Source organism: Tenacibaculum profundicola (assembly GCF_057220795.1).
The window spans coordinates 1,580,275-1,601,864 of sequence record NZ_CM170137.1; the positions used below are offsets into that span (position 1 = coordinate 1,580,275).

The 21,590-nt window shown below is 32.2% G+C and carries 14 protein-coding genes, 3 tRNA genes, 1 pseudogene and 1 CRISPR repeat array; of the genes and pseudogenes, 5 read left to right on the plus strand and 13 right to left on the minus strand.

Annotated features, from left to right (window positions below; genetic code table 11):
- Positions 1-383 precede the first annotated feature (383 nt).
- The 6 genes from AC2TDS_RS06660 to cas9 all read right to left on the minus strand — a co-directional run bounded on the left by AC2TDS_RS06660 (position 384) and on the right by cas9 (position 9,762).
- Positions 384-578, minus strand: a complete 195-nt coding sequence (locus tag AC2TDS_RS06660) for a cold-shock protein (RefSeq protein WP_484738325.1) — start codon at positions 576-578, stop codon at positions 384-386.
- Between the two features lie 630 nt (positions 579-1,208).
- Positions 1,209-1,481, minus strand: a complete 273-nt coding sequence (locus tag AC2TDS_RS06665; RefSeq protein ID WP_484738326.1) for a hypothetical protein — start codon at positions 1,479-1,481, stop codon at positions 1,209-1,211.
- A gap of 397 nt (positions 1,482-1,878) precedes the next feature.
- Positions 1,879-2,403 carry a hypothetical protein gene (locus tag AC2TDS_RS06670; RefSeq protein WP_484738327.1) on the minus strand — a complete coding sequence of 175 codons (525 nt, stop codon included), beginning with the start codon at positions 2,401-2,403 and terminating at the stop codon, positions 1,879-1,881.
- A 483-nt stretch (positions 2,404-2,886) separates the two neighbouring features.
- Positions 2,887-3,922: direct repeats of the CRISPR family, unit length 47 nt; unit sequence TGTTGTGAATTGCTTTCATTTTGTATTTTTACGTGAGAAGTCACAAG.
- A gap of 109 nt (positions 3,923-4,031) precedes the next feature.
- Positions 4,032-4,337 carry a CRISPR-associated endonuclease Cas2 gene (gene cas2, locus AC2TDS_RS06675; protein WP_484738328.1) on the minus strand — a complete coding sequence of 102 codons (306 nt, stop codon included), beginning with the start codon at positions 4,335-4,337 and terminating at the stop codon, positions 4,032-4,034.
- A gap of 374 nt (positions 4,338-4,711) precedes the next feature.
- A complete protein-coding gene (gene cas1 / locus AC2TDS_RS06680; protein WP_484738329.1) occupies positions 4,712-5,602 on the minus strand; it encodes a type II CRISPR-associated endonuclease Cas1 in 891 nt (296 codons plus the stop codon).
- 8 nt (positions 5,603-5,610) lie between these two features.
- The gene (gene cas9, locus AC2TDS_RS06685; RefSeq protein ID WP_484738330.1) at positions 5,611-9,762 is read right to left on the minus strand and encodes a type II CRISPR RNA-guided endonuclease Cas9; all 4,152 of its coding nucleotides are present in this window, start codon (positions 9,760-9,762) and stop codon (positions 5,611-5,613) included.
- A 356-nt stretch (positions 9,763-10,118) separates the two neighbouring features.
- Between cas9 and AC2TDS_RS06690 the strand changes: the two are divergent.
- Both AC2TDS_RS06690 and AC2TDS_RS06695 read left to right on the plus strand, forming a co-directional pair.
- Positions 10,119-10,280, plus strand: a pseudogene (locus AC2TDS_RS06690) (ISAon1 family transposase N-terminal region protein); the annotation flags it as partial.
- A 352-nt stretch (positions 10,281-10,632) separates the two neighbouring features.
- Positions 10,633-10,977, plus strand: coding sequence for a transposase (locus AC2TDS_RS06695; protein ID WP_484738331.1), 345 nt, complete (start codon positions 10,633-10,635; stop codon positions 10,975-10,977).
- Positions 10,978-10,988: 11 nt separating this feature from the next.
- Here the strand turns inward: AC2TDS_RS06695 and AC2TDS_RS06700 are convergent, their stop codons facing one another.
- Positions 10,989-11,573: a GNAT family protein gene (locus tag AC2TDS_RS06700; protein ID WP_484738332.1), complete on the minus strand. Its 585-nt coding sequence runs from the start codon at positions 11,571-11,573 to the stop codon at positions 10,989-10,991.
- Positions 11,574-11,826: 253 nt separating this feature from the next.
- Between AC2TDS_RS06700 and AC2TDS_RS06705 the strand changes: the two genes are divergently transcribed.
- Positions 11,827-12,288, plus strand: a complete 462-nt coding sequence (locus tag AC2TDS_RS06705) for a lipocalin-like domain-containing protein (protein ID WP_484738333.1) — start codon at positions 11,827-11,829, stop codon at positions 12,286-12,288.
- Between the two features lie 153 nt (positions 12,289-12,441).
- Here AC2TDS_RS06705 and AC2TDS_RS06710 read toward each other — a convergent pair.
- From AC2TDS_RS06710 to AC2TDS_RS06725, 4 genes are all read right to left on the minus strand, one after another.
- Positions 12,442-12,515: transfer RNA gene (locus AC2TDS_RS06710), tRNA-Arg, on the minus strand.
- A gap of 6 nt (positions 12,516-12,521) precedes the next feature.
- Positions 12,522-12,596 (minus strand) — tRNA-Pro (locus AC2TDS_RS06715).
- Between the two features lie 19 nt (positions 12,597-12,615).
- A tRNA-Ser gene (locus tag AC2TDS_RS06720) sits at positions 12,616-12,698 on the minus strand.
- A 94-nt stretch (positions 12,699-12,792) separates the two neighbouring features.
- A complete protein-coding gene (locus AC2TDS_RS06725) occupies positions 12,793-14,856 on the minus strand; it encodes an HD family phosphohydrolase (RefSeq protein ID WP_484738334.1) in 2,064 nt (687 codons plus the stop codon).
- Positions 14,857-14,961: 105 nt separating this feature from the next.
- Here AC2TDS_RS06725 and AC2TDS_RS06730 point away from each other — a divergent pair, with 105 nt between their 5' ends.
- Entirely contained in the window at positions 14,962-16,137 is a 1,176-nt protein-coding gene (locus tag AC2TDS_RS06730; protein ID WP_484738335.1) for an acetyl-CoA C-acyltransferase, read from the plus strand.
- 21 nt (positions 16,138-16,158) lie between these two features.
- A complete protein-coding gene (locus AC2TDS_RS06735) occupies positions 16,159-16,926 on the plus strand; it encodes a C40 family peptidase (RefSeq protein ID WP_484738336.1) in 768 nt (255 codons plus the stop codon).
- Between the two features lie 305 nt (positions 16,927-17,231).
- Here the strand turns inward: AC2TDS_RS06735 and AC2TDS_RS06740 are convergent, their stop codons facing one another.
- Together AC2TDS_RS06740 and AC2TDS_RS06745 are read right to left on the minus strand one after the other, a co-directional pair.
- Positions 17,232-18,914: an ArnT family glycosyltransferase gene (locus tag AC2TDS_RS06740; protein WP_484738337.1), complete on the minus strand. Its 1,683-nt coding sequence runs from the start codon at positions 18,912-18,914 to the stop codon at positions 17,232-17,234.
- A 46-nt stretch (positions 18,915-18,960) separates the two neighbouring features.
- The gene (locus AC2TDS_RS06745; RefSeq protein ID WP_484738338.1) at positions 18,961-21,513 is read right to left on the minus strand and encodes an ATP-dependent Clp protease ATP-binding subunit; all 2,553 of its coding nucleotides are present in this window, start codon (positions 21,511-21,513) and stop codon (positions 18,961-18,963) included.
- Positions 21,514-21,590 lie beyond the last annotated feature (77 nt).

Sequence of the window (21,590 nt, forward strand, 5' to 3'; positions counted from 1 at the left end):
AATAAAGGCATGACACTTCACCTATGTAAACATCCATTTGAACTAAGATTGACCAAACTTGTATAATTTATAAATTATATTTAAGTAACAATTTAAACATTGTTTATTCATTTTTTTTAGAAGTTTGGTTAGTTTTTTTGGAAAGGAGTACTTCTCTCGAAGTGCTCCTTTTCTCTAGTATTAATACCTTTTATAACGACATGTTAAACGCTATAATAATTAGCATCCTCTAGAAAAAGATGCAATTGATAATACCAACCGTATCAATACCAATTACAATCTTCGATGTTTCCCAAAACAAAAAAGGTTATCTTTTCAGATAACCTTCTTTCTATTCTTATGACTTCTTCGTATAAACTATGTTACACGCAAGTCTATGGGGTTTAGTTGATAACTTCTACGTTAATAGCGTTTAACCCTTTTCTTCCTTGTTCAGTATTATACTGTACTTTATCGTCTTCTCTAATATCATCTATTAAACCTGAACTGTGTACAAAAATATCTTCTCCTGAATCTGATGATGTAATAAACCCAAATCCTTTTGAGCTGTTAAAAAATTTTACTGTGCCTTCTTGCATGTTTACTAATTTTATATTATTAATTATTTTTAATCTAAGAACTCCCTAATGTTTTTACATTTTAAAAACGCAATAGTTTTAAACTATTTACATTATGTAAAGACAAATTATAATGATAAAGTAATGATTAAATAAAAATGGAAAGAAGAGAAAAAACTCAAAAAAACTAATTATACTACTATTACTATCTTATTAACAGGTGCCCTAACCGACACTGCAAAGATAGAACTTTTTATTTATAAACAAACTAAATTTAAAAAAGATTTACAATTTCTTTATTTCTCTCCTTTTTAAAGGACTAATTAAAAGTATTACCCATGTCGTAAAACACAAAAGCACTCAAAAACAACACCTTAACAAAGCGAAAATCTTTTAAAACACGCGCTTACACAATCTTCCTCCTTAGTAAAATAACGTTCAACAAACCACTTTCCTCCCTTAGTTATTGAAGAATGATTCCTTAAAGTACATTTTATGAACCAATTTGCACGTCAAATACTAAATTATTAGTAAACGTTAATTCATTAAGTTTTCTATAATGATCTAACGATTTGGATCATATTCCAATAAACATAATAAAATTCCTTCTTTTCGGGATTGTTATTTTTATCAATTCAGCCAACGAATTGGTTATAGCAAAGGCATGCATTGACTTCCTGAAATATTTATTAACTTTAAGTAGGTATATTCTTTATATAACTTTAGTTCAGTATCTATTAATGTTAGCTGAATTTTCGAATCAATCCGTTTAATATGCTCATTTAAAAGGTTTGTAAAGGTAATGAAACCCATATCTTTTCGAATCAATGGTATTTCTTCGTTAGCAATAGTAAAATCGAATTCTAGTATTTGCACACGTAGTTTTTCGATGAATTCGTTGAAAAACACATCTTTAAAAACCACTTTTTCTATTCGGAGTTTTATGAACTCTTTTTCAGAGGAAACAGTATCATTTCATTGTCGTAACCATTTCTGTTAGGCTATTTTCCGCTTCTCCTTTTGCAGAAATCCATACTAAGCATAATTGAAGAAAAGTCTAATTTTTGAGTTGTCAATTGCTTTCGTTTTGTGTTTTTACGTGAGAAGTCACAAGCTTACTCTTTAGGGTTATAGTGGGCAACTATAACCTTATTCTAAAAGTTCATCACAATTTACAGAAAAACAACTATCTTTACCTACGGAGCTCTGCCGGAGACGACAACTCCAACGCACGAAAAGTGTCTAAAATAAAAAAGCGCAAACTCAAGTTTTGCGCTTTTTTATTTTAATAATATCTTTTTTAACTAATCACATATTAAAATTAATTTCCTCCTGAAGTGGTTCTATTACAATCTCTTGAATTTAATTCACAATTTGAACAATAACTTCCAGCTGGAATGCATCCACAACAAGAAGAACAAGCTTCTGTTGTACAAACAGTTTCACCTACATACATTATATTAAAATTCCCTATTTTGTTATTTTGGTTTTTAAATTTAGATGAATGATTTAATAAAGCAACAGTTGATACAGAATCATCTGTATTAGTAAATCTTATATAATATTTTCCTTCTATTTCTAATATTTCAAAGGATTTCCCTTTCTTATTGAGACCATACTTAGATGAATATGTAGTAAAAGAATTGATAAGTTCATCATTCGATATCGCTAATTTAACAGACTTCTCATTTTTGTAAGCAACTTTTGTTCCAGCAAAACCTTTTGAAGAAAAATCAACAGAACTTAATTCATTAGGAAGTTCATCATTTCTATTACAACTAATAAAAAGAATGCTTGTCAAAGCTAAAGTAAATAAAGCGAAAATTATTAATCTTGAGTATTTCATATGTTTGAATTTTTTTACAAAAATAAAATTATATAAATTTTCTCTAAAAAAAAATTATTTACAATATTTAAAATTGTACTTTTTACAATATTTGCGTTTTTCTTGTTTCTTTTACACTTTCAGCGGAAAAAAATCTGCTTAGTGGCGAATGTATCTCAGTAAACTATGTTTTATCATCTATTAAAATTCTAGATCATATTACTATTTGTTTTGCGTTTTTTGGGCTTTTAAGAAAAAAACGCAAAACTGATTTTACAATACTCTATAACACATTCTATTTATTGTGTTTTCATATATCTACCTAGCGCAAAAATAAACGCAATGGAAACGCAAAAAAGCACAATTTATATAAAAATATAAGGAACGTTATACTTAACATTCTATTCCCCCTCCGTCCCCAAGGAGGAGCAGATTTTTCTCCGCTGAAAGTGTTAGGAATTATCTAACCCCTCTAATAAATTTGTTTGATTGGAATCTATCTCTTGTTGTGAATTGCTTTCATTTTGTATTTTTACGTGAGAAATCACAAGTTTTGAAATCAATTTGAGTTCTCCAAATCGGTTGTGAATTGCTTTCATTTTGTATTTTTACGTGAGAAGTCACAAGATCTTTGAGGTATAATTATTTATCATTTAAGTTGTGAATTGCTTTCATTTTGTATTTTTACGTGAGAAGTCACAAGGTATACAGAAAAAAGGAAAGTTAGAGATTTGTTGTGAATTGCTTTCATTTTGTATTTTTACGTGAGAAGTCACAAGCGTCTGAGGCATTGTAGTAGTACTGTATATGTTGTGAATTGCTTTCATTTTGTATTTTTACGTGAGAAGTCACAAGATAAGAATGAAAGGCAAGTTTTACGCTAGTGTTGTGAATTGCTTTCATTTTGTATTTTTACGTGAGAAGTCACAAGTACTTTGTATGGATTTAAAACTGCTCCGTTGTTGTGAATTGCTTTCATTTTGTATTTTTACGTGAGAAGTCACAAGCATGGTTCCACTCATTAATCCTGCAATCATGTTGTGAATTGCTTTCATTTTGTATTTTTACGTGAGAAGTCACAAGATACAATTTCAATTCTTCAGGTGTTAATTTGTTGTGAATTGCTTTCATTTTGTATTTTTACGTGAGAAGTCACAAGACATATAAATATTTTTAAATCCGTCTATATGTTGTGAATTGCTTTCATTTTGTATTTTTACGTGAGAAGTCACAAGCATCATGTGATAAAAAGAATTGGCAGCATTGTTGTGAATTGCTTTCATTTTGTATTTTTACGTGAGAAGTCACAAGCTGTGCTTGAAAGAAGGTTTTAAACGACTTAGTTGTGAATTGCTTTCATTTTGTATTTTTACGTGAGAAGTCACAAGAACCTCACCCACCTCGTAAGCGTCCCGGTTGTTGTGAATTGCTTTCATTTTGTATTTTTACGTGAGAAGTCACAAGTTCTTCTGCCTCTTCAATTACTAGTGTTGTGTTGTGAATTGCTTTCATTTTGTATTTTTACGTGAGAAGTCACAAGGTCAATCCCGAATTGTTGAGTAAGATCAATACTTCGGGATTACTTTTTAGAATTGAAAAAATGATGTTTTTTTGCTATTTACTTTGTGCTTTTGGTGATTTTTTGAATTCTAAAACAGTTCTAACTGCTGCACTGGTTGCGGAATTTCTACTGGTTTTACCCCATGAAATAACTCCATTTTTTCAAATTGTTTGTCTGTTATTTCTAAAATACAGACTTTTCCATGTTCTGGTAACATTCTTTTGACTCGCTTTGTATGTACTTTGGAGTTTTCTCTGCTAGGACAATGACGCAGATATATTGAAAATTGAAACATCGTGAAACCATCATCAATCAATTTTTTCCGAAATTGTGATGCAGCGCGTCGCTCTTTTTTAGTTTCTGTGGGCAAATCAAAAAATACTAGTACCCACATAACCCTATATGCATTATAACGATTTGTAGTAAGTAATACGATTTACAAATAAATATTTCGCATATCTATTATTTCTTTTGTAGCTATTTTTGCGTTATAAAACTTAACCATAGCTTGGCTATGCTAAAGTTTTATGCCTTAAACTAACTTAAAATAATTCAATACCTATACACGAAATATGTATCTGTAAATCGTATAATACGATCTGCCATTTGAATTTACCGTAATAAAACGTCCTTTTTCCCTTTCTATTTCAATATACAAAGAAATCATAACTACTGCTATTATTGATTTTTATGTCTTATATAAAAAAAAATACTCATTTTCTTTTACAGTAAATTCAAACAATAACTGGTATAACATATCATACATTTTTAGTCAAGTTCTGGATATTTTATCTGTCGTAATTCTCCATAATAACATTTATACAAACTAGTAGTTGTAATCGTTACAGCAACCATTAATGGGCGTTCTAATCCATCAATCCGCACATCTTGTGTCGCAATATTGAGCAAGTATGCTTTACACTCTTTAGTAAGTCTTTCTGGAACTCCATATTGTATCACATAGTTGTACACCATTTTATCTATAAATGGTCTATACGGCTCCATAATGTCATCTGCCAAACAATAAGGATTGTATTTATTTCGATGAAAAATCCCTAAAACAGGTAATAACCCACTTGACACTAATGCTCTTGCTACAATACTTCGTAATACAGCATATCCAAAATTGAGCATGTTGTTAGGAGCAATACCAAAACGTTCTCTTGTAAAACCCTCAAACAAGTATTTCCAATGATGTTGCGCTGCTTTACCTTCATTGTTGGTTGTATCTCCGCTTTTTACAGATTGCCAATACAAATCCATTTGTTCATAAGGCTTGTCATATAATTTTAAGAGTGCTTGCTGATTTTTTATTTTTTGTTCAACAGTTTGTTTCCACAATTGTTTTTTTAACGGTTCAGAAGCCTGTAATTGATGTTTAATACGGTCTGAATGCTCCGTATGCCCGTATAAAGGCAACATTATTCCGAAAGGTAAATGATGGGCATCACAACTCACAATAGCCACAGTATTTCCCTGTAATTTTAGTAATAATTGATTGCTTACTGTAATTTGATAATGGTCGAGCATCAACAATGCCATATCTTCGATAGGGATTGTTCCTTTGATGCTTTTATCATCAGGGTTTTCTATGACTAACTGTTTTTGCTTGAATCTTAAATAAGCTGGAGAACCAATGTAAATCGTACGCTTTATCATGACTTTTTTTAGTATTCTCCTAGTTGTACTATTTTTCCAATATGGTTGATTCTTACTTTTACTAATTGATCTAGCATTTTTAGATTTCTCAATCTATGAAATGTTTTTCCTTTTAATTCCTTTTTATCAATTAACTCCGTTTCAAGGTGATGTCTGAACCAAAAATCTCTTTCTGAAATAGACTGCACTCTGAACAAATTTTCATTAATTACAACATTATTTTGAACATTGAGCAAATCAATATCTTTAGGGTTAAAACCATCAGAAGGAAACACAAACATTTCGTTCTGCTTCATTGAAAATAAAAATTTCCATCCCAAATCGTCATTATATGTTTTATCAATAATTGGCAATCCAAGATTTACGCGTGACACTACTTCATAAAACGAAATTACTGTATCTTGTAGTTTTCCTTCCTTATCTTGATAAATAGCTACATGGTGATTGTTTCCTGTACTTACATAATCAGCAGGGATACTCTTATTATTTTCATCTGTAATGCTATTTCCTAAATGATTTTTCTTTGTACGCAATGGTTCAGCGTTCTTGAGTGCTTCAATACGTACTCTTTTAATTGAAATACCTTTTTCTTTGTTCTTCCAAATAGGATTTTTATCCAAATTTGAAAACGCTTCCTTTGCATTTCCATGATATGCTTGCAAGCGCTTTTCTAAAATACGTCGTACGCTTACATCTACAATTTTTTGCAGACTTTTTTCATTTTTAAAATTATCGGAATTGATGTCTTTACGTATTACATAAACGCCTTCAAAATAACGTATCTTAATAACGTCTGGAACGGTCTTTGTTTTTGAAGCATCTATATAAATAGGGTTTTTATTTAAACTGTTTTTACCTGTAAAAGCTTTTTTAGGATTGTTATCAAAGTTTTCTAATCGTTTTAACAATGCTTCTTTATAGCTCGGTTTCGTAACCTGTTGCACTTTTTCTAAAGTAAACTTTCCGGAAATTTTTTCTTTGGAAACAATAACTTTTTTCACATGACCATATATAGTCTCTTTGTGTAGTTGTCCTCTAGGGGTTAGTTGAACTTTTTCATTGAAAACACCTTTTTGACTAGTTTTGGTTTTGTTTTTATTTTTTGTAACAACTTTGTTTTTATTTTTAAAAGATATTAATATTCCCTCTAGATGTTTTTTTGCTTCACTTCTAAAGTTTTCAATAGGTAGAACAAATTTTCGCTTCTTTGTTGTTCCTTCAGTGTATATCCTAGTTATTTTTTGTTTGATTCCTAATAAATCACTTTGATCATGTTGCACTTCTTCAGACTTGACACCGTGGGTAACATTTAAATTATTTAAGTATTGAATATGATCATCGGTTGTAAAAGCAACCGTAAGAGCATCCATTGCATGATGCCTGTGATCATTTCGTTTGGTCCAATCTATGATTTGCTCAACGCTATTACCATTTTTTCGTTCTTGAAATTTGGTCAACCCTAATTCTTTATATTTGGGAAGATTCAATTCTTTCATTATATTGATTAAACCCCAATCTTCACGAAGTTTATCTGTAATCCTTCCACTTGTTGGAACTACGATTCTAAAGACTTCTTTAAGCATTTGTACTGCCTTTTTTGCAATGTATTGACTATTACGTAAATCTCTATCAATGAAATCTTCAGGTAAATTTTTACGCGACATCAATAATTTTTTATATTTCCCGCCACTTATTGCCTTCGACTGATATAGTGTTTCTACTCTTGCCTTATAATTTGCTAAATCATCTGCATATTTACTCGATATAAAATCTATAGCAGTACTATCAGCTTTTGCTAAATTCACTTTTCTGTAGGCTAATGTTTTATTAGAAAAAGAATCATCAAATAAAATCGCTTTGGGAATAATATGTTCAATGTCTATGTCTTTTGAAAACAGCAACTCTCTAGGAATATATTTATTTGTAAATAGCGTATTATATTTATTATCCTTCAACTCCTCATACAATTTATAACGAGTTACATCATTTTTTGAAGGGTTCTGTATGCCAAAATCTTTTTGAAGAATTTTTCTAATGTTTTGGTTCCTCAATGTAGCATCATTAATATGTTTTGATAAGTTAGCGCGCTCTTTCGCTGATTTTTTAAGTTCTCGTGCTAATTCAACACGTACTTCATCTATCTCTCCATATTCATCTATCAACTGATTCATCAAATTAACCATTTGATTCAAAATCTTCTCAACTACAGGATTTCGCAAACTATTCTTTGGTAATAAAGCAAGACTATCCTTTAATTTTCGATTTTGCTCCTCTTCTTTAGTCAAAGAATTAGAATGGTTATAGCCTACCATGTTACATGCTTCATAAAAACTATTTCCTGCTTTTAAGTAGGGAAGTATTTTTTTGATGGCTTTCGCGCTTAGATTTCCATAGTCTTGTTGTAGTGAAATATTTGCTAATAAATTTCCAAAAACTGGTTGAAAGCCATATTTCAAGTGCAGTTTTTTCTTTAAGCTAGCATTTACAGTCCCATAACGTAATGTATCTTCTTCTCTTACCTTATCGTTATCTCCAGTTGCATACAACAAGTGCCATAATTGATAGCTTTCCTGCTTGTCAAAAGCATCTCCAGTAATCTCTGCATCAAACCCTAAAACATCCGTATTAATACTATTATCCTGAAAAACATTTTTTACTTCTTCCATAATTTCAGAAGCTGATTTTTTAGACCAATCAAAACCATACCCTAAATCATCTAATATGATTTGATATATATTATATAGAGCTTCATTTGTTCGATTCCCTTCAAGTTTATCAAAATTCGCCTTCCAATATTTAGGAGTCTTTAAACCCATGATTTTTTTTATCTCATTGATTTTCAATACACCTTTAAGATTAAGCTCCTGAAAAACAAGCTGCCTTGTTTCATCATCTAATTCGTTAAAGGAAAATTCTTCTTTACTTTGCGTATGTTTAAAGTCTAAATGATTGAGGTTTTGCCATATTTTAAACTCTTGAAATAACGGTGATGATTTTGGTATTACTTTATGTTGTTTTTCAAATTGACATTCCGAAATTAAATGCTTTTGTGATTTTAATTTTCGTTGATAAAAAATAACAACATCACGTATTTGTTCTTTTAAATCACTAGTTAATTCTTTATAAAACTTGGATTGGGTTTCCCAAATCCTTTCAAATTCATCTAAATAATCTTGACGATAAAAAACTTGATTTTTGAGTGGAGTATGTTTGTTTTTTTGGATTTGTTTAAACAAATATTCACCTACTGTTTCATTGTTAAAATATAAAGTCTTACTTCTGTCGCTGATTGCTCCTAAATACCCACTTGATTTATTGATGTTATTGTTGATTTCTACTAAAACATACGCCACCTCTTCAACAGTAAGTTCTTGAGAAATTGCTTCATTTCGCCATTTGTAATGTTGTAATTTTACGGCATCACGTTTTCCTTTATTTTCTGCCGTATATATTTGATGTACCGCTAAAAATAGTTTTCGAGAGTTTTGTTGTCCTTGCCCTTTGAGTTTAGTATAAAACTCATCCGTTAATATAGTTGGATAGAACTGTTTTTGAAACTTCCAAACTTTATCAAACTCTTCTTGTAAATCTGAACGATAAAAATCGGGGATATATTTTTTACCTTCTTTAAGCAATACATATACATATTGCCCTGGTGTTAAGCGTTTGTCATACAATTCTTTTGCTATAGCCATTCCATCAATAGCCATACCTTCTTCTTCATTTTTGGCTTTACGACTACTTTTATATCCTCTTTTTTTATTGATCGCTAATAAAACACGAGCAAATTCTTCTAATGATATTCTGTCTATTACAGCTTTTGAACGTAACTGGAGCGTTTGATGTGTTGTGTTTTTTCCTGTTTCAGTTAATATGGTATTTGTAGTAATAATATGATGCTGAAATAATATCTCTATTAGATTTTTTCTTCTTAACTTAAAACGTTGCAAGTTCCTTCTTGCACTTCTTTTACTAGTACGATCAGCATTAACAGACAAGGGTCTTCCTTTTTCAAAGTTTGTTTTTTCATCAACAGATAAGGGGTTAACCCGTACTCCCAATTTTATAATTTCAGATTGTTCATTTTCGTTTTTCGACTCATTAACTAACGCCCAACCAATAGAAGTTGTCCCTAAATCTAACCCTAAAACTTTTTTCATATAATGTGATTTTTTCATAAAAATAAAATAAAAGCCACAATTATTCTTGCGGAAAACCATAATTATACTTTATTTTTTTTCTGTATATTGCCATTACAAAATGAAAGCATTTCACAATAAGGATTATTCCGTTGTGAAAACATTCAAAGCGGCATCATAGATGTCGCTTTTTCTTTTTATGTCAATTCAATCATAAAAAATAAAGATAACTTTTTAACAGTTCGTTAAAAGTATTAAAAATGATCTGTTATAACATCTGTGTTTTTATTTGACTCATTTAACTTCTTTATTGCATAATGGATTCTTGTTCACAAAAATTAAAATCAGTCCAATCATTATAAAAGGAACACAAGTTAAAAGAAAAAGGCTTACACCTTTATTTTGAAGAAAAGAAGACTATTCCAGAAGAGTTTTCCAAGGATATAGTCATTTCCCATGGTTTTCATAAAGAAATAATAGTGGAAGATTTTCCTTTGAGAGGTAAAATTGTTTTACTTCATATCAAACGTAGGAGATGACTCAATAAAACGACTCAAAAAGTAGTGTACAGAAATTGGGATTTAGTAACACAGGGAACTCGAATGACTGTTGAGTTCGTTGGTTTTTAAAAGTACTTAATCTGTACTAAAGTCAATAACTGTGCTACTATAGCAAGTTTTATGGAGTTAATGGCAAGAAGCTACAACGTCAATTTAGAGATTACATGAGTGACTTCAAACAATGGAAAGACAAATCACACGTCAAAGATTGGTTATTATTCACTAAAAACATAGGTAAAAAAAACTCTCCATAGACGAAGTTGCTTTATCTAAAGGAGAGCTTTACATTATTGTTACCACTAAAAAGACCAAAGGTTAAGCAGGAAGTATTGTGGCTATCGTTACGGGAACTAAAGCAGAACAGGTTATTGACAAACTGTTAAAGATTCCTATTATAAAAAGAAACAAGGTTCAAGAAATTACTCTTGACATGGCTAGCTCAATGAAATTGATAGTTAAAAGATGTTTCCCGAAAACTGCACAGGTAACCGATAGATTCCATTTACAAAAGTTAGCCTTAGATGCTCTACAAGATATTCGTATAGAACACCATTGGGAAGCTATTGACACAAAAAACAATAACATAAAAGAGGCTAGAGATAACAATAACACATATACCTCTATCATCTTCAGCAATGGAGATACTTTAAAGCAGTTATTTACTTTACAGAAATAAAGAATAATAATCTATTTTTTTCTTTTTAAAAAGTATAACGGATATTCAAGTTCTTCATTTTTCTCATACACTTCGAAACCGAACTGTTTATATAAGCTTAAATTCTCGTCTGTCGTGGTCTCTATGACCACAGGTAACGTGTTGTGCTTATAATATTCTATAACTTCCTTAACAAGCCTAAAACCATAAGCCCTGCCTTTATATTTAGCATAGGTTCCAAATATGATTGGGTGTAAATGGGGTTCTTTAAAATGAAATTTTTTTAAAGTGTATTCTCTTTTTAATACTTTAAATAAATTAAACAGACCTATACAATTAAGCACAAGTTGCAAATCCCAAACAATAGTTTTTAATGTTGTTTTCTTTTTGTGAGGATATTGAATCAATACACAAGCCTTTTTGTTGTTCGATAAAAAAACATCGCCAAACAATAAAGAGTTATTGAAAAGATACTGCATTAAAACACGTAATCGTTTTTTCCTCTTAGAATCATTCTTTACCACAAAATTAATTGAGTTAGGGAACCTTATAGGCTCAAATGCTGACACCAAGATATCGACAACTAGTTGCCTTTCTTCTTTTGTTGCTTTTATCATTTATTGTTTTTGTTCTAGAACCTTTCTTTAACTAAAAAAGAAAGGTTATATTACTTAAAAGCAAAGATTTAACATTTGCTTCAGGGATTACCCTATAGACGATTCAGTGTTTCTAGGTATTTAATAATTGTAATTAAAGTTGTAAATTGCAATCAAACTTCCCTCTATTATTCGAAATTATAACTACGCCTAAAGTTTAATGCTATTGGGTGTACATCTTGTTTAATAAAACTATAACTATAAAATAGAAATTATGAGAAAAATTATCATGTTGGTATTTATTGCCGTTGCAGTTATTTCATGTTCAAATAATGAGGACGATGAAAGTAGTCAAGATTTAATTTATGGAAAATGGACTTTCGAAACGAGGTATAATAACAATGGTTCTATGGAGAGTTTAACAGATTGTGAAAAGAGGTCCAATATAACCTTTAAAACCAATGATACTTTTGACATGTTCAATTATTGGTTGGTTAATGGTGATTGTGTTTTAGAAAATAATAGAACCAACATTGAATTTGATTTGAATGGTGATAGGCTAACAACGTTTTGGCCCAATACAGACAATCAAGGGCAAAATATTACAATAGAAAATGTTGTACAGGTTAAATTTCCTGATGTCAACACAATGGAAATTAGACAAATAAACGATGACCTGAACGGAGGGTCTGGGGGTGTCTACCCAGGTAAAGACGTTTGGAAAAGAGCAAATTAATCATATCGTAGTGTTAGAAAAGTATTGGCTTACAAATGTATTACAGAAAATTAGGATTCAATATTGGATATTTCCGTCGGCATATGGTCGGCATATTAGCAGAGTAAAAAAAGAAAAACCCTTTAAAACCATGGCTTTAAAGGGTCTTCTAAGTGATCGCGACAGGATTCGAACCTGTGACCGTCTGCTTAGAAGGCAGATGCTCTATCCAACTGAGCTACGCGACCATTTTGTCGGGGTGGCAGGATTCGAACCTGCGACCTCCTGCTCCCAAAGCAGGCGCGATGACCGGGCTACGCTACACCCCGATTGGGTCATACTCTTTAGCGGAGAGACCGGGATTCGAACCCGGGCATCGAAAAACGATGACAGCTTAGCAGGCTGCTGCATTACCACTCTGCCACCTCTCCTCCAATTTTTTCACGAATGTGTGAGTTAAAAATTGCGAGTGCAAAGCTATAACTAATTAAGTGTTCTCACAAACTTTTTAAGCAAAAAAAAACATTAATCTGGATACTCTACACGTAAGTGATAGATATTCATCAACTTATTCTTAATAATTTTTTTAATTTTCTCTATTTCCCTAAACGTAATATCCGAATTTATAAACTGACCATCATTTTTTTGCTTCTCAATTATCTTATCTATCAAGGTATCTATCTTCTGTGCTGTAGGTTCTTTTAAACTCTTAGAAGCAGCCTCAGCTGCATCACACATCATTAAAATGGCTGTTTCTTTTGAAAAAGGAATTGGCCCTTGGTATTGAAACTTTTTAACATCAATTTTTGCATTCGGGTTATTTTCTAATTCTTCTTTATAAAAGTAGTACGTTACACTTGTTCCATGGTGGGTACGAATAAAATCAATAATTCTATCTGGTAGTTTATTTTTTTTTGCAATTTCAATTCCTTTAATAACATGATCTAAAATAATACGGGCACTATCTTTAGGTGATAAATCATTGTGTGGATTCACCCCAGTAGATTGGTTCTCTGTAAAATACATTGGAGTAATCATTTTACCAATATCATGATATAAAGCACCTGTTCTTACCAACATTGAGTTTGCTCCAATTTCATTGGCTGCTGCTTCGGCCAAATTGGCTACCTGCATTGAATGCTGAAAAGTTCCTGGGGCTTTCTCATTCAGTTCTCTCAATAGTTTGGAATTTGTATTAGAAAGCTCTAATAGGGTTACATCTGACACCAACCCAAATACTTTTTCATAAAAATAGATAAAGAAAACTGCTAAAAAAGACAACAAACCGTTGGCTGCGAATAAACCAAAATACAACCAGTTAATTTCATCTGCATTTCCTTCTTTCAATATAGAAAAAGCAAAATAGGTAATCATATATATAAGCGTTATTTGCCCGATAGATATAAATAAATTAGCTCTTTTGTAAAGCTCTGACACTGTTAATATGGTTACAATTCCAGCAATAATATGCAAATAGATAAACTCAAAGCTATTAGGCACAATAAACCCCAGTAACAATACTGTTAGCACGTGAGTAAACAATCCTAAGCGCGCGTCGAAAAACGCCTTTAAAACTATAGGCAATATACTTAAAGGGACAACATACAAATAATCTGAGTTCGCTTTTACCACTAAGGTTTGAACCAAAATCATTATAAAGACATTAAAAAAGATAAATGTCACTTTATTATTGTCATTATAAATTTCAAATCGATATCGTTGTAAAAACAATAAAAGCATTAACAATGCCAATGAAACTAATATGGTATACCCAAAAACGATCCAATTATAATTCGACTTTGACCAAATAGTAGATTGTGAAGCTAATTGATAGGATTTTAATACGCTAAACCTCTTTCCTTCTACGATATCACCCTTCAATATAATTAACTCTCCTTTAGACACTTTTCCTTTTGTGTACGAAATGTTTTTAAGTGTTTCATCCAATTCTCTTTGGGTAAATTTATCATCAAAAATTACATTCGGCCGCACAACATCACCTATTTTAGCAAGTAAAATTTGACGTTTGAATGGGCTTAAATCTTGAATTTTCCGACTGACCGTTGGAAGGATATCTTTGGACTTAATCAATTTTGAGAATAAGATGCTTTCAACAGAGTTCCCCCTTATGAGTTCTATAATTTTCTCTTCGCCTTGCAAATGACTCATAACATCCTCATCATTAATAAACCCATACTGGTAGATTACATTAATAATCGACTTCCCTCGTTTTACAATTTCATTAATATCAGTAGCAGACAATGAATCAGAAGTTGTAAGAGATTTCAACTGTTGCCTAAGTTTAAGAGCTACTTCTTGCTTTATGCTTTGGTTAAAAATGAAGTATTTTTTAGCTTCTTTTTGCAATTGTTGTATTTCTTTTTTAATCTCACCTTCACTTTTATGTATGGCAAAATCAAATGGAGCGTATAAATTATCATACTGCCATGGCTTTCCTGAAATAAAATCATACTTAAACTGTCCTTCCTTAGGAAACAGATATACAATGGCAACCGCAGTAATTAAAAACAGGAGTATCTTATATACTATGGCATTGTTTTTATATAATTTATTAATAATCTTGTTCATTCTTCAGTTTTAAAACGTAAATATAACCTTTCTGTATTATTTGAGTACTTGACCTAAAATAGTTATTTTCGCAAGACCAAATTAACGCAAATATATATTCAAGATATGAAAGAAGTAGTTATCGCATCAGTTGCAAGAACTCCGATTGGAAGCTTTTTAGGAACGTTATCAAATGTTCCTGCTCCAAAATTAGGAGCTATTGCCATAAAAGGAGCTTTAGATAAAATCAATTTACAACCCGAATTAGTTGAAGAAGTTTTTATGGGGAATGTGGTTTCTGCCGGATTAGGACAAGCACCTGCTAGACAAGCAGCAATATTTGCAGGCATCCCAGAATCTGTACCATGTACGACAATAAACAAGGTATGTTCATCAGGAATGAAATCGATTATGCTAGCTGCTCAAACTATTGCTTTGGGAGATGCTGATGTGGTTGTTGCTGGAGGAATGGAGAACATGAGTATGATTCCACACTACCAACATGCAAGAAACGGCTCTAAATTCGGTCCGGTAAAAATGGAAGATGGAATGCAAAAAGATGGTTTGGTAGATGCATATGAGCAAGTAGCAATGGGTGTTTGCGCTGATGAATGTGCGGTGAAATACAATTTTTCTAGAGAGGATCAAGATACGTTCGCAATTGAATCATATAATCGATCAGCTAAAGCTTGGAGCGATGGGAAATTTGCCGATGAAATCGTACCTGTAGAGGTACCTCAGCGTCGAGGAGAACCATTGATTTTTAGCGAAGATGAGGAGTACAAAAACGTGAAAATGGAAAAAATCCCTGCCTTGCGCCCTGCTTTCTCCAAAGAAGGAACAGTTACGGCTGCCAACGCTTCTACTATTAATGATGGAGGTGCTGCCTTAGTTTTAATGTCAGCAGACAAAGCAAAAGAGTTAGGAATTACCCCACTTGCTAAAATCACAGGTTATGCGGATGCAGCACACGAACCAAAATGGTTTACTACTGCACCTGCTAAAGCATTGCCAAAAGCGCTAGCGAAAGCTGGTGTCTCAATTGACGATGTTGATTATTTTGAACTAAACGAAGCCTTTTCAGTTGTTGGATTAGCAAATATGAAAATTTTAGGCTTATCAGCTGATAATGTAAATGTGAACGGCGGAGCTGTATCACTAGGCCATCCTTTAGGAGTTTCTGGAGCAAGAATTATAATCGCACTAACATCAATATTAAAACAGAATAACGCTAAAATTGGTGCTGCTGGTATTTGTAACGGTGGTGGTGGTGCAAGCGCAATGGTTATTGAAAAAATTTAATTTAACGCACCTCTGTATTTAATGTTTGGAATTTGTAACCTTAGTATTGTACCTTTACGTTTAGCGCCATCAGACACTTCTGAAATGATCAACCAATTATTATTTGGAGAACATTTTACAATTCTTGAAAAAGATAAAAAGTGGAGTAAAATTAAACTATCTTTTGATGGGTATGAAGGCTATGTCGACAACAAACAATATCAAGAAATATCTGAAGAAGATTACCAACTTTTAGAAGAAAATAAAAAACATTATGCAGGTGAATTAATCGACTTTATAGTTGATAATAATAACAACTTAACAACGATACCCTTAGGTGCTCATTTACCATTTTTTGAGGATTGTTCTATAAAAATAGGAAGCCAAAACTACAGTTACGAAGGTAAAACCCGGAACTCTGTAATGGCTAAATCTGCGATTATAAAAACAGCTTTTCTATTTCTAAATGTTCCATATTTATGGGGTGGTAAATCTCCTTTTGGTATCGATTGTTCTGGTTTTACACAAACAGTTTACAAACTCTGCGGTTATCATATATTGCGTGATGCTAAAGAACAAGCAACTCAAGGAGAGGTACTGAGTTTTATCGAAGAGAGTGAACCTGGTGATCTAGCCTTTTTTGATAATGAAGAAGGAATTATAACCCATGTAGGGATTATAATGAATGATTATAACATTATTCATGCACACGGTAAAGTCCGTATCGATAAATTAGATCATAGCGGCATATACAATACTGATTCACAAAAGCACACACATAAATTACGGGTTATAAAGCGTTATTTATAACAAATAACGAGTACTTCAACCTGAAAAAGACTTCGTAACAACCTTTTTTGCTAACTTTCTATGCTAATACCAATTCTTAGGTAAAATCACCCAATCATTTCCTTGCGACCATACTTTTGTCTTACCCATAGATCGGCATTTACCATAACAATTATAGTCGATAAATTAACATCAGAAATGATATTATACCAGCTATTGTTTGAATTTACTGGAAAATAAAATGGTAAATGGTATAATTTGCGTGTCATAAAAAAACATAGCAAAAAATGCTATGTTTTTAATATTCATCACCAAAATAAGTCTTTTTATTCTTTAAATACAACTTCGTAAATAGGACTTACTCTTATTGGCCGTTTTGCTTCACCACGAACACTAGCCACTAATTGCATATAACGTGGAATATCTTTTACATCTGATTTCGGGCAGTAAAACACCATTTCATTAGTATTTATATGGGCAGTAATATACTTACAATTCTCTAATCTAATAGGGCGTTTACCTTCCTCTCTAAACACGATTCCCACATCTATATTAGTAAGATTCTCCATGTGTTCAGGGATAATTATACTCGCTATTTGAACCCTATTCTCTTTGTTCGATTCAATCACTATATTATCGCTTAATAGTTCTATTTTTAAACCATTTATATTTTGATAATTCTTTATTTTTGAAATATAGGTTTTTTGATTTACCCCATAGGTTAAGGAATCAATAACTTCTTTATTGTTCCTACTTAAAATATGAATTACATCTCTCTTTAAAAATCGTTTGTTTTGAGGAAGTAAATCAAATTGATTTTTTCTGCTAGACCAAATATTATACTGGAGTGGTTCTTCCCCTGAATAAAACCAAAACAACGAACTTAATTGGTAAGCATCCTGAAAAAGAAATGTAGACCCTTCATATTTATTTGATAACGTCAATGCCCAATCCTTATTATTTCGAACACCCAGTTTTTTAGCGATCAATGTATCAGAAACTATAAAAACCCTTAAAATTAGCATCAATAAAATCGAAATCGAAGATAACCAAACAAAAACCCTCCTACTTTTTACAGTATCAATAAGATACTTAAAGGTTATAATTATTAACGGTATTGAAATCGGAACTACCCATTGCGCTTGCACATGAGTTTTAAAAGAGTACAGTAAAAAAAATAAGAAAAACCCAATTACGATGCTATTCAGTGCTTTAGAGAATAGGTCTTTTTCTTTTAATCCTTTAAAGAACGCATAATAAACCACTGGAAAAGTCAGCCCTACCACAGCAATCATATTCACGATATGTACAAACGTGAAATCAAAACTATAGATAGTATCATTCATTCTCTCAAATAAATGAAACTTAAACGAAGGAAACCCATTTACATATTGCCAATATAAATGAGGCGTATACAGTAATACAATCGACGCGAAGGTTATCCATACCTTATAGTCTTTAAGTACTTTTAAATTAGATAGAATCACAAAAGAAACGATCAACACTGACTGATATTTACTATACATCATTCCGGCCACTGATAAGGCTATAAGCACGTAACTCAATAGCGACTCATCTTCTAAATACTTTTGATAACCTATTAAAAAGACCGCCATAAAAAAGATCAGTGATGTATCTGGCACTGTAATAAAACCATATACATTAATTAGAACAAAAGAAAATGCCGTTAAGATAAATAGCCCTATATGCTCTCTTTTTTTTGGATGTTTAATCAGTAACCACGTACAATAAAATGTTAAGGATAACGTTACAGCCGAAAAAAACCGAACACTAAGTTCACCTGTAGGTATAAAAAGTTTAGAAATATAAACCCATAAAGCCACCATAGGTGGATGATCAAAATATCCAAAATCTAATTGTTTGCTATAGACCCAATAATAAGCCTCATCTCCAAGTAACTCGCAGTACTTTCCTTGTAGTACATTTAACAACAATAAACAAACAAGGAATACATAAAGTATTCCTTGTGATTTTTTATTCTGCTTCATAAATTCTTATGCAATATAATTTAATGATAAAGCTTACAATTTCAAATTAATCTTCATCAACTTCTGTTCGAGTCTCTGCTGGTTTTTCACCCTTTTCAATTTTAATACTGAGCCTCTTTGTTTTTTTGTCTAAATCCATAAAAATGGAATCTCCCTCATCTAGTTTAGAGCTTACGATTTCTTCTGCTAGCGCATCTTCAATATACTTTTGAATTGCTCTTTTCAAAGGTCTCGCTCCATACTGCTTATCATATCCCTTGTCTGCAATATAATCTTTGGCCTCTTCACTTAAATTTAAGTGATATCCTAAATCTGAAATACGACTTAACAATTTATTCAACTCAATATCAATAATTTTATGAATATCTGATCGCTCTAGCGTATTAAAAATTATAACATCATCAATTCGATTCAAGAACTCTGGCGCGAACGACTTTTTCAAAGCTCCTTCTATAACACCTTTTGCATGCTCATCTTCTTGTTCCTTTTTAGAAGAAGTTCCAAAACCAACTCCAACTCCGAAATCTTTTAGTTTACGAACACCAATATTTGAAGTCATTATTATGATCGTATTTCTAAAATCAATCTTCCTTCCTAAACTATCAGTGATATACCCATCATCTAAAATTTGCAGCAACATATTAAATACATCAGGATGCGCTTTTTCAATCTCATCTAAAAGCACTACCGAATATGGTTTTCTGCGAACCTTCTCAGTTAATTGCCCTCCTTCTTCATACCCTACGTATCCTGGAGGTGCACCTATCAAGCGAGAAATAGCAAACTTTTCCATATACTCACTCATATCAATTCGAATCAATGATTCTTCAGAATCAAATAACTCACGAGAAAGTACTTTTGCTAGCTGTGTTTTACCAACACCCGTTGAACCTAGAAATATAAAGGATCCAATCGGTTTATTCGGGTCTTTCAACCCAACTCTATTACGTTGAATGGCTTTAACTACTTTCGTTACCGCTTCGTCTTGCCCTACTACTTTCCCTTTAATTAAGTTAGGTAATTCAGCCAAACGACTATTTTCTGCTTCCGCTACTCTATTCACGGGAATTCCTGTCATCATAGAAACTACTTCCGCTACATTATCTTCAGTTACTGTTTCTCTATGCAATTTTGAATCCTCTTCCCATTGATTTTGAGCAGATTCTAAAGCGACTTCTAGATTCTTCTCATCGTCACGCAACTTAGCTGCCTCTTCATACTTCTGACCACTTACCGCTTTTGTTTTTCGGTCTCTAATCTCCTCCAACTTAGCTTCTAATTCTAGTATTTGTTGCGGCACTACAATATTTGTGATATGTATACGCGATCCTGCCTCATCTAATGCATCTATAGCTTTGTCTGGCAAGTATCTATCAGTCATATAACGATTGGTAAGCTTTACACACGCATTTATTGCTTCATCTGTAAAATTGACATGATGATGCGCTTCGTATTTACTTTTTATATTGTGTAATATTTGAATAGTCTCTTCAACCGTTGTAGGATCTACAATTATTTTTTGAAAACGACGCTCCAAAGCACCATCTTTTTCAATATTTGTTCGGTATTCATCTAATGTGGTTGCTCCAATACATTGAATTTCTCCTCTCGCCAATGCAGGTTTTAACATATTAGATGCATCTAGTGAACCTGTTGCTCCTCCTGCCCCAACAATAGTATGAATCTCATCAATAAACAAAATGATATCATCATTCTTCTCTAATTCATTCATCAAAGCTTTCATTCGTTCTTCAAATTGCCCTCTATATTTAGTCCCAGCAACCAAGCTTGCCAAATCGAGAGAAACAATTCGTTTATCAAAAAGAATTCTAGAAACTTTTCTGTTTACAATTCGTAAAGCCAACCCTTCAGCAATAGCGGATTTACCAACTCCTGGTTCACCGATTAGCATAGGATTATTCTTTTTACGACGACTTAAAATCTGAGAAACACGTTCTATTTCTTTTACCCTACCGACTACCGGATCCAATTTCCCACCTTCTGCCAAAGCGGTTAAATCACGCCCAAAATTATCTAAAACTGGGGTTTTTGATTTTTTCGCTTGTTTTCCTCTAGGTGTTTGTTGCCCAAAAGGATTTGTCTTATCATCGGCAAATTCGTCATCCGAAGGTGTTTCAGCAATAGGACTTATTGAGTCGTCTACATGCAACTCCTTATATAATGATTTCGCCTGCTCATAATCAATATCGTATTTCTGCAATAACTTTGTTGTTGGGTCATTTTCATTACGCAAAATACACAACAATAAATGAGCTGTATCAATAGCATTACTCTGATATAACTTAGCTTCTAAAAACGTGGTTTTTATTGCTTTCTCTGCCTGTCTTGTTAGATGTAAACTCTTTTTTTGATTGTTTTCTATTAAAGAGGTAGACGGATTTAGCTTTTCTAGTTTGTTACGTACCAAATCCAAATCTACGTCAAACGTAGTTAAGATTTCAATCGCTTTTCCATCTCCTTTTCTTATCAATCCTAAAAGCAAGTGTTCTGTTCCAATAAAGTCGTGACCTAAACGTAAAGCCTCTTCCTTACTAAAAGTAATCACATCTCTAACTTGTGGTGAAAAATTATCGTCCATAAATTTAATTTGTGTCTCTGTAAAGTTAGTGAGATTTTCTTACAAAACCACAAAAAAGATGCCATATAGTTACACGC